Annotated in this window: 17 protein-coding genes; 1 reads left to right on the top strand and 16 read right to left on the bottom strand. The window is 38.3% G+C overall.

Translation table 11 applies throughout. The features are described from left to right. Nucleotides 1-138 precede the first annotated feature (138 nt). The 15 genes from J9537_RS03755 to J9537_RS03685 form a co-directional block, all read right to left on the bottom strand. Nucleotides 139-396 carry a helix-hairpin-helix domain-containing protein gene (locus J9537_RS03755; RefSeq protein ID WP_245001285.1) on the bottom strand — a complete coding sequence of 86 codons (258 nt, stop codon included), beginning with the start codon at nucleotides 394-396 and terminating at the stop codon, nucleotides 139-141. A 3-nt stretch (nucleotides 397-399) separates the two neighbouring features. Continuing rightward, complete coding sequence (locus J9537_RS03750; RefSeq protein WP_218256774.1) at nucleotides 400-792, bottom strand: VOC family protein; 393 nt, start codon at nucleotides 790-792, stop codon at nucleotides 400-402. A 67-nt stretch (nucleotides 793-859) separates the two neighbouring features. Then, a complete protein-coding gene (locus tag J9537_RS03745) occupies nucleotides 860-1636 on the bottom strand; it encodes a helix-turn-helix domain-containing protein (protein WP_218256773.1) in 777 nt (258 codons plus the stop codon). Nucleotides 1637-1722: 86 nt separating this feature from the next. Next, a complete protein-coding gene (locus J9537_RS03740; protein WP_280640435.1) occupies nucleotides 1723-2571 on the bottom strand; it encodes a phosphate ABC transporter substrate-binding protein PstS in 849 nt (282 codons plus the stop codon). A gap of 143 nt (nucleotides 2572-2714) precedes the next feature. After that, a complete protein-coding gene (cls, locus tag J9537_RS03735) occupies nucleotides 2715-4163 on the bottom strand; it encodes a cardiolipin synthase (protein ID WP_218256771.1) in 1449 nt (482 codons plus the stop codon). Between the two features lie 60 nt (nucleotides 4164-4223). Then, a complete protein-coding gene (locus tag J9537_RS03730; RefSeq protein ID WP_218256770.1) occupies nucleotides 4224-4661 on the bottom strand; it encodes a GNAT family N-acetyltransferase in 438 nt (145 codons plus the stop codon). A gap of 42 nt (nucleotides 4662-4703) precedes the next feature. Continuing rightward, on the bottom strand, nucleotides 4704-5024 hold the full coding sequence (locus tag J9537_RS03725) for a DMT family transporter (protein WP_010746721.1): 321 nt from the start codon (nucleotides 5022-5024) through the stop codon (nucleotides 4704-4706). A 285-nt stretch (nucleotides 5025-5309) separates the two neighbouring features. Beyond that, nucleotides 5310-6194, bottom strand: coding sequence for a permease-like cell division protein FtsX (ftsX, locus tag J9537_RS03720; RefSeq protein WP_010746722.1), 885 nt, complete (start codon nucleotides 6192-6194; stop codon nucleotides 5310-5312). Further along, nucleotides 6187-6876, bottom strand: coding sequence for a cell division ATP-binding protein FtsE (ftsE, locus tag J9537_RS03715; protein WP_010746723.1), 690 nt, complete (start codon nucleotides 6874-6876; stop codon nucleotides 6187-6189). Before ftsE ends, ftsX begins: the two co-directional genes overlap by 8 nt. A gap of 97 nt (nucleotides 6877-6973) precedes the next feature. Next, nucleotides 6974-8084 (bottom strand): peptide chain release factor 2 gene (gene prfB / locus J9537_RS03710; protein WP_218256769.1). Its coding sequence is split into 2 segments (ribosomal slippage): nucleotides 6974-8011 and nucleotides 8013-8084, totalling 1110 coding nucleotides; the frame shifts between segments, so codons are not numbered across the junction. Nucleotides 8085-8289: 205 nt separating this feature from the next. Then, nucleotides 8290-10821, bottom strand: a complete 2532-nt coding sequence (gene secA / locus J9537_RS03705; RefSeq protein ID WP_218256768.1) for a preprotein translocase subunit SecA — start codon at nucleotides 10819-10821, stop codon at nucleotides 8290-8292. A gap of 267 nt (nucleotides 10822-11088) precedes the next feature. After that, nucleotides 11089-11637, bottom strand: coding sequence for a ribosome hibernation-promoting factor, HPF/YfiA family (hpf, locus tag J9537_RS03700; protein ID WP_218256767.1), 549 nt, complete (start codon nucleotides 11635-11637; stop codon nucleotides 11089-11091). Nucleotides 11638-11777: 140 nt separating this feature from the next. After that, entirely contained in the window at nucleotides 11778-12443 is a 666-nt protein-coding gene (locus tag J9537_RS03695; RefSeq protein WP_218256766.1) for a ComF family protein, read from the bottom strand. Then, a complete protein-coding gene (locus J9537_RS03690) occupies nucleotides 12433-13737 on the bottom strand; it encodes a DEAD/DEAH box helicase family protein (RefSeq protein ID WP_218256765.1) in 1305 nt (434 codons plus the stop codon). The genes J9537_RS03695 and J9537_RS03690 overlap by 11 nt, the downstream gene beginning before the upstream one ends. A 121-nt stretch (nucleotides 13738-13858) precedes the next feature. Next, entirely contained in the window at nucleotides 13859-14146 is a 288-nt protein-coding gene (locus tag J9537_RS03685) for a DUF7662 domain-containing protein (RefSeq protein WP_376713198.1), read from the bottom strand. A gap of 110 nt (nucleotides 14147-14256) precedes the next feature. On the opposite strand from J9537_RS03685, the gene J9537_RS03680 reads away from it, so the two are divergent. Next, nucleotides 14257-14898 (top strand): YigZ family protein, encoded by a 642-nt coding sequence (locus J9537_RS03680; RefSeq protein ID WP_218256763.1) that lies wholly within the window; start codon nucleotides 14257-14259, stop codon nucleotides 14896-14898. Between the two features lie 9 nt (nucleotides 14899-14907). On the opposite strand, the gene J9537_RS03675 is transcribed toward J9537_RS03680, so the two are convergent. Continuing rightward, nucleotides 14908-15612 (bottom strand): GntR family transcriptional regulator, encoded by a 705-nt coding sequence (locus tag J9537_RS03675; RefSeq protein ID WP_218256762.1) that lies wholly within the window; start codon nucleotides 15610-15612, stop codon nucleotides 14908-14910. Nucleotides 15613-15734 lie beyond the last annotated feature (122 nt).

Here is a 15734-nt window from a genome sequence, read left to right as displayed (position 1 = left end):
AAAGAAAGTGTAAACCAGATTAGAGATTTTCCGCAACAGAATTGCCTATCAACACAGATTTGATTGAGAAGCTAGGGCAGATCATTTATAAATAAAGATAAAAAACAGTGTTCCCTGATGAGAACACTGTTACTCTGTTTAATCGTTTTTCCAATTCCACCAATTTTGCTTACCTGAGGGCAACTTTCCGTCATTTTCAGCATAATATACTGCTAATCGATACACATACAACGCACAGAGATCAACATTTTTTTCCTGAACCATACAATCTCTTAGATAAATTTCTTCTGGAACTTGTTTTTTTAGTGACTGAATATCAGGATAGCCAGCCCTGATCAAATGTTGCGCCATCCTTTCTCCAATACCCGGAATTTTCTTTAAATGATTTTCCATCATTGATTACTCTTCAGTATGTTCAGTGAAGGTCAATACATAACCATCTGGATCTGTAATCGCAAATTCTTTTGAACCATAGAATATTGTATGCGTTTCTGTATAAATTGGATAGGATTTTTTTATCCCGATATAAAAGTCTTCAAAGTTTTCTATCGTAATGTAGAGCGTGATTGAGGGCTGAATCTTCTCTGTCGCCAAAATTGGATATTCTTCGCCTAAATTATTTTTTTCTTGTAGCATCAGAGTAACTGAATCTTTTCCAAGTATCGCAAACTGTAATTCTTGATTTTTAGCTGGAACAGAAGCCACGACTTCAAATCCAAGGATCTCTTGATAAAAGTTGACTGAAGTATCCACACTTTCCACCATTAAATTCGTTGTTATATTTTTGTACATTTAAACCGCCTCCTTATTTATATTCTTATTCTAGCAAGGGGAAAAGCACATTTATTGTAAAAATACGTCATTCTTTATAACGGCTAACTAATTCTAACGGAGTGATTCCCAAATGTTGTTTAAAATCCTTATTAAAATGGGGTTGATCATAATAGTTCGTTACGGTCAAAATATCCGTTGGTCTTGCCTGTTCTGAAGTCAAAATAGTTAAGCAGCGCTGAAAACGTAAAATACTTAGGACCATTTTAGGTGTTAAGCCAAAACTTTTTGCAAATACACGCTGGCACTGTCGAGGACTCAAAAAAAGGTGCTCATATAACTCTTTCGCCGTCTGAGGGATTTTATCAGAAAGCCTTGGAAACAGTTGTGTACACTCATTTGCTTTCTTTCCTTCAAATTTTTCTGTTAGATAGGCTCGAAGGATTAATTGAGTCTCGTCAAAGGATGCTGAAAAAAACTGTTCTATGTCAAAATCTTTAAAAACGTCCTGCATCAGAACATAATCATCCATTGCTCTTGCAGCGGGTAGTTCAGTCAATTGATAAAAAGCTCCTGGCATCATTCGCGCACCAAAAAAGCGAGCAGGCATCTGAATGTCATACTCAAAATCAGTTTTTTGATTTCCAGTGAAGAAGAGCATCTTTTGATCGTAATCCGCGATTAGATCAATACACCCATCCGCGATAATCACATTTTTTATCTGAGTTTGTTCGTTAGTTTTTGGAGACATTTGCCAAAAACAAATGATAAACTCACTACATTCAGGAACAATCTTTTCATGGTAACTCATCACACGAGTGAAATCTTTATTTAAAACAAAAGGTAATTGAATCGGGTAGTACATCTTTCTTCCTCCTCACTGTATACTAATCCACCTAACGAATAGAAGCGAAAAAGGACACAGAAGCAAATCCGTGTCCTACTAACATTCTATTTTATTTCATTTCCTTGCCAGTCTCTTTCAACCTTCATATCAGAGATTGGAATATAGCCAAGTTGTGGAACCACTTTTTCCTGAACCTCTTTTGAAAGCATGTAATCCAAAAAATCTTTGACTAATTCTTTAGGCTGCCCTTTAGTATACATGTGTTCATAGGCCCAGATCTTCCATTGATTCGTTGTCACATTCTCATCTGTAGGTTCGATATTATCAATATTCAACGTTTGGATCTCTTTTGTCACGTAAGAAAAAGCAGTATAACTGATCGCTCCTGGTGTATCCGCGACAATTTGACGGACCATCCCACTGGAGTCCTGCTCCTGTGCGCGAATAGCCGTCTTGCCATCTAGTACCCACTGCTCAAAGGTTGAGCGCGTACCACTTCCAGATGCCCGATTTAGAATAACAATCTCTTGATCTTTTCCACCGACATCCTTCCAATTTGTAATTTCACCTAGAAAGATCTTACGCAGATCCTCTAACGAAATATTGGTTACGCCGACTCCTTTATTCACAATCGGAGTAATTCCGACAACAGCCACTTTATGATCAACGAGTTTCTTCGCATCAATCCCATTTTTCTCTTCGGCAAACAAATCTGAATTGCCGATATCGACAGCCCCCGATTGTACCTGGCTTAATCCTGTGCCGCTTCCGCCGCCTTGGACATTGATAAATCTGCCGGGATTTTTACTTTGATACTCTTCCGCTACTGTTTCGACCAAAGGCTGCAAAGCAGAAGAGCCGACAGCAGTGATTGACTCACCACGATCAATCCATTTTGAACAACCAGACAAGAGCAAAAGTGTACCTAATAGGGGAATTAACCATTTCTTCATGAAAAATCTCCTCATTCATTTTTAAATATTCATTTTTCAAAAGCGAAAAGATGAACTGGCATCCTTAGTCATTCGTCATTATTTGACTCACTAAACAAGCTAGTTCATTTTATACTATCAAACCATGTAAGCGCAAATGATTTTTACAAGAGTGGAGAAATCAAACGAGCAATGCCTTCTTTAAACTTGATCAATGTCCCGCGTTGGTCATACTTTTCTTGCGTCAATAGCTCCGATTTCATTGAATCCTTATGAATTTCTTCTCGCAGCTCCTCTGCAAATGCAGCATCATAAACGATGGTATTTACTTCAAAATCCAATTTGAAAGAACGAACATCAATATTTGCCGAACCTACCGAAGCAATTCCACCATCAATGACCATTGTTTTTGCATGAATAAAACCATTTTCGTATGTTTCAATAATTGCACCATACTCCAGTAACTCAGCTGCAAAAGAGTATGTTGCCCAATAAACGAGGATATGATCTGGCTTATTTGGTATTTGCATCCGTACCTTTACGCCAGAAAGAAGTGCCAGTTTCAAGGCCTCGTGAATTGGTGCATCAGGAATATAATACGGTGTCTGAATCAAGATTTCTTTTTTTGCTAGGTTAATCATTTTTAAATAGGTCAGTTTGATTTGTTCGTGCTCGCTGTCAGGTCCGCTGCTGACAATTTGCAACGCTAGTTTTCCTTCAGATTCAATCTCAGGAAAATAGTCCGGCTGATAGACGAGATCATGTTTCTGCTGAGAATTCCAGTCCATCAAAAATCGATTCTGCAAAGTATACACGGCTTGTCCATGAATCCGAAGATGGTTGTCTCGCCAATAACCAAATTTTTCCACCAAGCCAAGGTACTCATCACCGACATTGAATCCTCCGGTATATCCAATTTCACCATCTATCACAACAATTTTTCGATGATTGCGATAATTCATTCGCGGATTTAAATAAGGCAGAAATAGTGGAAAGAAAAACTCTACTTCGCCTCCTAATTCGATCAAAGGGTTAAGAAAACGGCGATTGACTTGCGTAGAACCCCAGGCATCTAAAAGTAATCGTACTTTTACGCCTCGAGATGCCGCTTCTACTAACGCTTCTCGAACCTCTAGTCCAAGATCATCTGCTCGATAAATATAGTATTCCATATGGATGTGATATTTCGCTCGCTTGATGTCTTCAAGCAAAGCATCAAACTTTTTACGACCATCTGTATAAAGTTTAACCTCATTATTCGTCGTATACAAAGAACTTTCGAACATCGTCAGCATATAAATCAATTGTCGCGGGTCTACTTGATTGGTCGTTGGTTTCGGAAAAAGCCCGCGATCTAAGGCCCGCTGCTGTTGCTGTAGTTCAACATTCATACCAATTTTGGTCTGCATCTTCAAATCGAAAATGCGCTCTTTAGAAATTCCCTTACCAAAGAAAATATATAACACAAAGCCTAGTACAGGAATAAAGGTTAAAACTAATAACCATGCCCAAGTGTTGACTGTATCCTTTCGTTCACGAAAAACAATAATGAAAGATAAAATGGTGTTGATAATCAAAAATAATAGCCCTAAGTGTCCTGTCAAAAATGACATGCCTCCACACTCCTTCTTCTAAAGGATAGCCGAGAAAAAGTTAATTGTAAACAATGTGCCTTAACCATTTTTTTTATTTTGTAAAAGCATCTCAATATGAGGGATTTCGTCTTCCAAGTAAACATCAGAAGTTTGTTCAAAACCGAAAGATTGATAAAACGCCACTAAATAGGCTTGTGCCGAAATGACTACAGGTTGATTTGGATAACGCTTCTCAATTTCCCGTAAGGTCTTCGCAACGATTTTCCTTCCTAGTTGCTGATGACGATATTTTTTTACTACTAAGACACGACCAAAATGAATGATTTTCTCTTCCTCTATAATTCGCGCGTAAGCCTGCAACTCCCCATTTTCTTCTATACAGATATGTACAGCTTTACGATCCGCTTCATCAACTTCTTGATAGGGACACTTTTGCTCAACGACAAATACGGCCGTACGAGCCTGTAAAATTGTTAACAGCTCCTGTGTTGTTAATTCATCAGTTGTTTTAATCATGAGCGCCTCCTGCTTTTTTTAACAGTTTAACGTACTTTTTACTTAATGTCCGCTAGTAACCTTAATTCCTATGATTCCAACTACTAAGAGAATCACAAAAAAGCTAGTCAAAATCGTTAAATGATCCTTAAAGAAAAAGACACCAATCAAAATCGATCCTACTGCTCCAATACCTGTCCATATTGGATAAGCCAAACTCATAGGCAGTGAATGAAGTGACTTTGATAAAAAATAAAAACTTGCAATCATACCGACTATTGTTAATAGAGAATAGTTTAATTTACTAAATCCTTCACTCATTTTCATCATTGTGGCCCAAAACATCTCGAATACTCCTGCTACTATTAATGATACCCATGCCATAATAATTCTCCTCCAAAAATAGATTTTTCTACTATCACGCAGACCGAACACTTTAATTGCTTTAACGATTTCGCTAAATCCTCCATATCCCAAAAAAATCGTTAATAAATGACAACAAAAAAAGGGCGTCCAATTTCTTCTATGACCTAACGAAATTGGCTCCCTTGCTCGGTAGCGTTCTACTAATTTGACTTCTATCCTAGTACCTTTTATTGAAAAAGGCAAGAAACAAGTATTATTTTGAAACAAAAAAACTTCCCCGAAAAAAACGGAGAAGTTTACACTTTAAATTTTTAGGAAACGACGCATTGAAATGACTGATCCTAAAGAACCAATCAAATAGCCCCCGACTGCCATTGTGATATCTAAAATCCATACAATTTGACTTGGGCGTAGCAGAGCAAGATTAGACTGTAATAAATATGGCGCTGCTAAACCATAAACCTGAGAATACCCATAAGTTAATACTAAAATTGGTACGATTGACCCAATCAAACCGATCCAGCCACCTTCAAGAAAGAACGGCCAGCGGATATATCCATTCTTAGCACCCACTAAACGCATAATTTGTATTTCTGTTTTTCGTGAAATAATCGTGATTCGAATCGTATTAGAAATAAGGAAGATTGCTACAAAAATTAATAACGCAGCTGCTGCCAACCCCCACGTACGAACAACTTTAGACATTTGAATAATTCTGTCTGCTGAATTTCCACCATAATTTGCACGGAACACATTCGGCAACTGACTCGCTTCACGTGTCACAGGACGGATATATTGTGCATCAGTCGCACTAACTACATACACGTCATAAAGCGGATTGCTGTCTCCTTCGAACAAATCCCAAGCATCGCCCATCTGTGCTTGTAATTTTTTCAATTGATCTTGCTTGCTGGAGAAAGAAACTTTGTCCACATGTTTGATATCTTGTAGTTCAGACTTCAATTCTTTTAGTTCTTTATCTTTAGTACCGATATCGACAAAAACAGTCACTTCAACATTTCCCTCAACATCTTGTGCTAATTTCGTCGCATTCATTATAACAGCTAGGAAGATTCCCGCCATTGTCAGTGTAATCGTCACGGCGCTGACAGAGGCTAATGTCATCCAGCCATTCCGCTTAACGCTCTTGATACTTTCCAACAAATGTCGGAAGAAATTTCTAATCATCAAACTCGTATTCTCCTTCCGCTTCGTCTCGAACGATCAAGCCATTTTCAATTGCGATTAAGCGATGGCGCATTGTATCCACAATCGTTTTATTATGTGTCGCCATCACTATAGTTGTTCCTTGGTTATTGATTCGTTCTAACAGATGCATGATTTCCCAAGAAGTATCAGGATCCAAATTACCCGTTGGCTCATCAGCAATCAAAACTTTGGGGGTATTTACAATTGCACGTGCAATTGAAACACGCTGCTGTTCACCACCAGATAATTCACTAGGAAAGACACGGACTTTGTGTTTTAAACCGACAAGGTCCAACACTTCCATAACACGTTTTTTGATGTCTCGCGGTTTACGCCCAATTACTTGCATTGCATACGCGACATTTTCATAAACCGTCTTACGGGGCAACAATTTAAAATCTTGGAAAACAACGCCTACATCGCGACGCAGATAGGGAACATCTTTATTCTTGATTTTTAATAAATCATGACGGGCAACATCTAAAATTTTTCCGGAAGTTGCCTTTTCTTCACGGTACATCAACTTGATGAAGGTAGATTTTCCACTACCAGAGGGACCAACGACATAGACAAACTCACCCTGTTCGATACGGACTGAAATCCCACGGACAGCAGTTGTCTTATTAGGATATTTTTTTGTTACATCCTGCATTTCAATCATGCTTTATCTCTCCAAATCCTCTTAAATTCTTTGTTATTATAGCATGCCAACATTGCAACTGGCTTTCATTACTTTACAATTTGATTTCATTTTATTCTTAAGCCTCTTGTGCCAAGCGCCATTTTAGATAAGCATCAATAAAAGGATCCAATTCTCCATCCATTACTGCTTGAACATTCCCAGTTTCGTAGTCCGTACGATGGTCCTTCACCATCGAGTAAGGGTGGAAAACATAAGAACGGATTTGAGAGCCCCATCCGATTTCTTTTTGTTCACCGCGTAAAGCAGCAGCTTCTTGCTCTTTTTTTTCAATTTCTAATTGATAGAGCTTCGCCTTCAACATTTGCATTGCGGTCTCACGGTTATGAAATTGCGAACGCTGTGCCTGACTCGCAACCACGGTCCCAGTTGGTAAATGAGTAATCCGCACTGCTGAAGAGGTTTTGTTAATATGCTGTCCGCCAGCACCACTTGCACGATAAACATCGACCTTCAAATCATCTGGATTAATCTCAACTTCAATATTTTCATCCAACTCGGGCATTACTTCGACAGAGCAAAAAGAAGTATGGCGTCGGCTAGCAGAATCAAATGGAGAAATACGCACCAAACGATGCACTCCTTTTTCAGATTTCAAGTACCCATAAGCATTTGTTCCCTTGATCATCAATGTAACACTCTTAATTCCAGCTTCGTCACCTGACTGATAATCAATCGTTTCAACTGAAAAGCCATGTTGTTCAGCCCAACGAGTATACATCCGCAAAAGCATCGAACCCCAGTCCTGAGACTCTGTTCCACCCGCTCCAGGGTGAAGCTCTAAAATCGCATTATTCTTATCATAGGGCTCATCTAACAAAAGCGACAATTCAAAGCTGGCAATTTTTTCTTGTAGTTGAACTAATCGTCCTTCTAACTCCGTTTGCAGTTCAGCATCAAAATCTTCCTGCTGCATTTCCCACATAACATTTAATTCTTCGTACTCATCTGCTATAGCTTGAAACTGATCATAGGTTTCTTTGGCAGTATTGTTACGATTAATCAAAGCCTGAGCCTTTTCTGAATCATCCCAAAAGTCTGGAGCAGTCATTTGATTTTCTGCTTCTGCAATATCTTCTTCTAGCTGCTCTAGGTCAAAGAGACCCCCTGAAGCTTGTGACTTGCTCTTGCATAGAGTCTAACAAATTTCGTATTTCTGCATTTTCCAAATCTATTCCTTCTTTCTCACGAGTTAACTTCACCCGCAAAACCAATAATTTCAACGAATTAATCTATAGTATACGATTTTTTCCGTTAATTCTCAAAAAACACTCGATGTCTGTTTTTCATTATTGCTTCACTGCATATCGGAACTGTCAAAAGACGAGACATAGTAGCTATGTCCCGTCCTAAAGGTTCTTTTTATCGTGAAAATTATTGTCCTTTGCCGTGGCAGTTTTTATATTTTTTACCACTGCCGCATGGACATGGATCATTACGTCCCACTTTTTCTACATGAACCGGTTTTTGTTTCGTATGTGTTAAATTCTTCGGATCTCCATCTGCTTCTACAGGATGTTCTTGTTGGTTCTGTGCCACTTGCTCCCGCTGAACATTTTGACGAATTTCAGCTTTCATAAAGAGACGCGTAACTTCAAACTCGATTGCTCCAACCATATCTTCAAACATCTTGTATCCTTCGGTTTGATATTCAACCAATGGATTATTTTGACCATAAGCCCGTAATCCTACAGATTGACGCAACTGATCCATCGCATCAATGTGGTCAGTCCATTTTGTATCCACAACACGCAAAATAACCACTTTTTCAAATTCCAATAATTGTTCAGGACTTTGTAATTGAGAGACTTTTGTATCAAAGACTGCTTTTGCACGATCGTACAAATAATCTTTCATTTCCTCAGGTGTCTTACCTTCAAAATCTGCCTTTGAAATAGAGTCTTCATGGACTAAAGTCGCCCCAGCGAAATCTGCTAAAGCTTCAAGATTCCAATTTTCTTTATCTAATTGTGTGTGGCTGTCCACAACACGTGAAATTGTACGGCGAACCATATTCAACAAGTTTGGTGTTAAGTCTTTTTCACCCATAATCACATCTTGACGTTGTTTATAGATGACTTCACGTTGTTCACGCATGACATCATCATATTGCAAGACATTCTTACGTGTGTCGTAGTTATTCCCTTCAACACGTTTTTGAGCCGATTCCACCTGGCGTGTCAACATTTTGCTTTGAATGACAGCATCTTCATCTTCAACTTTCATTCGATCCAAGAAAGCCTTGATTCGTTCAGAACCGAAACGTTTCATTAAATCATCTTCTAATGAAAGATAGAACTGTGAAACACCTGGATCTCCTTGACGACCAGAACGTCCACGTAACTGGTTATCAATACGGCGTGATTCATGACGTTCGGTACCAATTACAGCTAGACCCCCTAATTCAACAACACCCAGACCTAATTTAATATCTGTACCACGTCCGGCCATATTGGTAGCAATCGTAACAGAACCTTTTTGACCAGCGTTCATAATAATTTCCGCTTCTTTAAAGTGGTTCTTCGCATTCAAAACTTCATGCGGCACTTTTTCACGATCCAACAAATTAGAGAGTAATTCTGACGTTTCAACAGCAACCGTACCAACTAGGATTGGCTGACCTTTACGATGACGCTCTTTAATATCACGGACCACCGCATGAAATTTGCTTTCTAATGTTGGGTACAACAAATCTGCATGATCTTCACGAATAACTGGGCGGTTAGTAGGAATTTGAATAACTTCAATATTATAGATTTCACGGAATTCTTCTTCTTCCGTTTTAGCTGTACCCGTCATCCCTGCTAATTTTTTATACATCCGGAAATAGTTCTGGAAGGTGATCGTTGCCATTGTTTTCGTTTCATCTTCGATCTCAACGGATTCTTTTGCTTCGATTGCTTGGTGCAATCCATCGGAGTAACGACGTCCATCCATAATACGGCCAGTAAACTGGTCAACGATTAAAACTTTTCCTTCTTGTACCACATAATCAATATCACGAATCATGATAAAATTTGCACGCAAAGCTTGATCTAAATGGTGTGTCAACGCTGTATTTTCTAAATCATACAAGTTTTCTAAGCCGAAGTTTTCTTCTGCTTTTTCAATTCCTTGCTCCGTTAACCCGATTGTCTTTGATTGGATATCAATTTTGAAATCTTCATCTTCTTTCAATCGTTTCACGAAATTGTCTGTTCGCGTGTAAAGAGCCGTAGACTTTTCAGCAGCCCCAGAAATAATCAAAGGTGTGCGTGCTTCGTCAATCAGGATCGAGTCTACTTCATCAACAATGGCATAGTTCAATGGACGTTGAACCATCTGACTTTGATAAACAACCATATTGTCACGTAGATAGTCAAAGCCAAGCTCATTATTCGTACTATAGGTGATATCACAATTGTATGCTTCACGTTTTTCATCAGCGGTTTTTGAATTGATATTCAAACCAACACTCAAACCTAAGAAATTATACAATTCACCCATTTCAGTAGAGTCACGTGTTGCTAAATATTCATTTACTGTAACTACGTGGACACCTTCTCCTGTCAAGGCATTCAAATAAACCGGCATCGTCGCTGTTAATGTTTTTCCTTCACCAGTTTTCATTTCAGGGATATTTCCGTCATGTAAGACGATCCCTCCCATTAATTGCACGTGATATGGATATAGACCGAGAACACGCTTTGCTGCTTCACGGACTACCGCAAAAGCTTCTGGAAGTAAATCATCCAATGTTTCTCCAGCGTGGTAACGCCCTCTAAATTCTTCGGTCTTGCCACGTAATTGCCCATCCGACAATTTTTCCATGTCGCCAGAAAATTCTTCGACCTTGTCAGCAATCCCACTTAATCGTTTTAATTCTTTTTTATCGTTTTCAATCATTCGTTTCAGAAAGTTTGCCATTCGTTTATCTTACTCCTTTATTTCTTTTCATTTTCTATTTTTTGATAGAAACCCGCTAGTATATTTTATCATTAGTCCTTGAGAAAAGAAACTTCTCATAGCGAATAAAGGGCGACTTATACAATGATTAATCTTTTTCAGAGACTTTCCTTTACAACAAGGCATACAGAGGTTCTTTTCATTAGAAAAATCTGGCTTATTCTAAAACTTAATTTTCAATGAAAATAAAAAACCTTCCAGCATCAGCTGGAAGGCAATAAATTTCTGTTAATCAGTTTCAATCAAACCATATTTACCATCTTTACGACGGTATACAATACTTGTACCATTTGTTTCAGCATCTTCAAAGATAAAGAAATTATGTCCAAGCATGTTCATTTGTAGGACTGCTTCTTCGCTGCCCATTGGTTTTAGTGATAGACGTTTTGTACGAACAATTTCTAATTCAGATTCCTCTGATGAATCTTCTGCATTCACTAATACTTCTACTTCGCGTTCAGGGACACCCTTTTCACGAGCTTTGCGGTTAATTTTTGTTTTAAATTTGCGGATCTGACGTTCTAATTTATCCACAACCAAATCAATACTTGCATATAAATCTGGTGAAGTTTCTTCCGCCCGAAGAACTAAGTAAGGTAATGGAATCGTTACTTCAACTTTTGCTGTTTTTTCTGTGTATACTTTCAAATTGACATAAGCAGTTGCGTCCGGAACATCAGTGAAGTAGCGTTCTAACTTTCCTACTTTCTTTTCAACGTAATTGCGGATAGCTTCTGTAACTTCGATGTTTTCCCCACGAACATTATATTTGAACATACGTATTGCCCCTTTCGTCTTGCCAACTGAAGATAGGAGGAAGGACCACTCTTACCTCTTCTTCTTAACTCTATTATATCGAAATCTAATCCTTTTGCAAAGTAAATCGCTATCAATTTCAAAAGCAAAATGGATGCATTTTAGCGAGCAAAAGTCAAGCTTTTCACCGTTTCTGCACCATTTTTATAAAGTAATTCTGCCGCATGGAACAGTGTACGTCCAGTGGTATAAACATCATCTACTAATAAAACTCTTTGATTTCTAATTTTTTCTTTTGATACTTTCAATTCAAAAGGTTGGGTCATTTGCAAACGCTCTTCACGTGATTTTTCTGATTGAGGCGCCAACTCAACTCGCTTCAGCAAAGCTTCATAAGAACATCTTGTCAAATCCAAGCAGCCACAAACTTGATTGAAGCCTCTTTGCTCGAAACGTTCTTTTGAAAGAGGAAGCGGACAGATTAAATATCCACGAAAAAATTGGAGTGTTTGTGTCAATTCTACTAAAAAGGCGCCTCTCAACCGGTAATCTCCTATAAATTTATAGCGCTCGATCCATTGTCGAAAGCCCTCATCGTAATGGAATAAGCTTATATTATTCATAACAAAGCCAAGTTTTTGCTCCCACAAATAGCAATCTTGGCACAACTCTAGTGAGTTAGAACGACCGCAACCTGGGCATGCCGTTTCTTGATCAATTTTAGAAAACAATTTTTCACAATAATAGCAGCGTCGATTACTTGAAAAAAACAGTTCCCGTAACGTTAAATTGTTAACCAATTCTTCTTGACAACAACTACAACGCATCAATTAGTCCCTCCTTGAACGCCTGACGATTATTTTCTTCGATTTCGACGATTGCCTTTCTAATCGATATAGTTACTTCACTGCTGATAAAAAGGACTTCAGCTTTCGTATAATGCCCCTTACGGTCCGCCCTTCCAGCAATTTGAACCAATGCCGATTTATTAAAGACACGATGTGATGCCTGTAAAACGATAACTGAAACTTTTTCAAAAGTTACACCTCGTTCTAAAATCGTCGTTGTCAGCAACAATTGATACTTTCCGTCTCTCATATTTTCAACTTTAATCAATCGTTCCTTATCTTGTGAGTAAACCGTCGTTAGTTTTATATTCGAAAATGTATTTTGAATAAAATTCGCCATTTTCGCTAATAACGGGATGTTCGGGCAGAAAAGCAATACATTATTTTTCTCAAGTAGTTCAGCTATTTTGACCATAATATTTTTAGGTAACTTTCCCTTGCTTAAATATTTTTCTAAGCGCCAAGAAAAAAATAATTTTGGAACCGGCAACTTACGACGATGATAACGTGCTGGCAAATAATAGAAATGATCGACCTCTTTCTTTAATTGTTCATCTGGCGTTGCACTTAAATAAATGCGGTTGCCCTCTTTTTTTTGTGCATTATTTACCGCTCGTTTTAGTAAGGGATCTGATGAATAAGGAAATGCATCTACTTCATCTACAATGACTAAATCAAAATAATCATGATAACGTAAAAGTTGGTGAACTGTGCATACAACAAAAGCATCCCCATTATCTTTGCGATCTTCTCCATGAAAAAGACTGATCTTTTCTTTTGGAAATGCATGGCAGAAACGTATGTAAAGCTCGTTACAAACATCAATTCTTGGTGATGCCACAGCAACTCTTTTTCCTTGTTCAAGTGAGGCTTTTAATAGAAGAAATAAAATTTCAGTTTTTCCTGCACCAGTCACTGCCCAAAGAAGAAAAGTATTTGCTGAAGTCTTGTCTTCTAGAAGCTTCTCCGCAATTTTTCTTTGTGCAGAAGAAAGCTCCCCTGTCCAAACAAGCATTATTTTCCTTGCAGGCAGCTTTTTAACTGGAAAGTAATAAAGAAAACTTCTGCTATCAACACGACCTAAAACTAAGCAATGAGGGCAATAAAAGAAATTAGCAGGCGTTTTTTCCCGTGACACTTCTCCACAGCGTTGACACATCCAACCTTCTTCATTCTCTTTCATTGCCGGTCTTTTTTCGGCAGCTTTCAAATTTATATTAGGATAAAAAGCTTCCCATTCTCTTCGCAGCAAATGCTGACCAGTAATCACCATACACACTCTCCTTTTTCAAAAGTACGCAATCAACACTTCCAAGCTTTAGGTTTAGCTTCTTTCTATAGTACAAAAAAGGAGGCACAGCAATTGAATGCTGCACCTCCTTTTTATGTATTTTTCAGTTTTTCATGAGCCAACTTGATTTTACTAGTTTATTGAAAACCACATATTCTTTGTCTAGATTTACTTGTACTACTTCATAGTTTGCATTTAACCAGCCGTAAGCTCCCTTTTCTGGATGACGGTAATCATTCGCCCACCAATCAAGATCCTGTCGAGCAGTGTGCGGCAGACCACTGCGAGGGAACAACAGCTCATCAAATTGTGTAAAGGTTAGCGTCACCTGTGAGCCATTATTACTTTTTAAATAATGTGTTATGCCATCGTATTTTTTTACTCGTGTCATTCTCATCCCTCACCTTTAAACAAAAAATAGTTTGTCAAATAACCAATAGTTGAAACCCACACCATATATCTCCTATACTATAATAGAGAAAATTAAAGTGAGGCAAAATTATGCTGCAAAATTATCGAACCATCAAAGAAGACAATCAACATGAAATCGAAATAAAAAAATCTCGCTTCATTTGCTTTTTAAAGCGTATTGAATCAGAAGACGAAGCGAAAAACTTTATTCAACAGATCAAAAAAGAACATTGGAAAGCCAATCATAATTGTAGTGCGTTTGTTTTAGGCGAACACAACGAAATTCAACGCTCATCAGACGATGGTGAGCCTAGTGGAACTGCTGGTGTTCCAATGTTAGAAGTGCTGAAAAAAAATAATCTAATAAATGTTTGCGCTGTGGTTACTCGCTATTTTGGCGGAACTAAACTCGGTGCTGGTGGTCTAATTCGTGCATATTCAGGTGCCGTCGCTCAAGCAATAGCCTCTACCGGCATTGTAGAAGGACGTCTACAGCAAGAGGTTTTTGTCCAATTAGACTATCCAAATTGGGGAAAAATGGAGAACTTTATCACCAACGAACAAGTAGTGGTAAAAGATACCCAGTTCACCGATCAAGTTATTGTTACCTGCATGGTCGATGAAAACCACGTTGAAACTTTCGAATCTAAAGTTATAGATTTATTAAATGGACAAGTTCACTTCAAAACTGGAGAAACTACTTATTTCGAGCAAATGATCCAAGAGGCATAGACTCTTGGATTATTTTTCTAAATAAAATTCAAAGCGACTGCCAACATATTGCGTTCTCACATATTCAAATGGTCGTTCATCCGCTAAATATGACACCTGACGTAAACGTAAAATCGCATCTCCGCGCTTTACGTCTAAGAACTCAGCAATTTGCTCTGAAGCCAGAATAGCTGACACAGTTTGATTTGCTCGCCCTATTTCGAATCCTTTTTCTTGTAAACTATGATAAAAGGAGTCTGTGATTTCTTCTTTGCTGAAGCCTTCTATTAATTTTGCGGGAATACTGGCCACTTCGAAACAAATGGGCACATCATCTGCATATCGAATTCGTTCCATCCGCAATACCTGCTCACCCTTTTCCAAGCCAAGTTTCTCTGCTTCACTAGAGCTTGCTCGTGAGTGGAAGAAAGAAATTGTTTTACTTGAAGGCACTTTGCCTAACGATTCCATAATATCGGTAAAGCTTGTGGTTCCACTCATTTTTTCTTGGACTTTCTTACTTGCAACATAAGTACCTGATCCAATTTTTCGTTCTAAAATCCCCTCATCCGACAATGTTTGAATCGCCTGACGGAGAGTCATCCGACTTACTCCAAATCTTAACGATAATTCTCGTTCAGAAGGCAAGCGAGCCCCAATCTTCCATACACCCTTTTCAATTTCATGCTTCAATTGATCATGTATTTGAATATAAACTGGCACCTGATTCGCCACGTTCCGTCACCCCGTTCAATTTTTTCTACTTTCATTATAACTGGTATATACCTAATGCACAACAAAAATCCTTTGCTCTTTCTTCTCCTTCATCTTTTCTCTAAAAACAAAAGAGCAGACCT

The sequence above is a fragment of the Enterococcus raffinosus genome, from assembly GCF_019175485.1.
Taxonomy (GTDB): Bacteria; Bacillota; Bacilli; order Lactobacillales; family Enterococcaceae; genus Enterococcus_A; species Enterococcus_A raffinosus.
The sequence above is the reverse complement of the archived record's forward strand: the minus strand, read 5'-3'. Positions and strand labels throughout refer to the sequence as shown.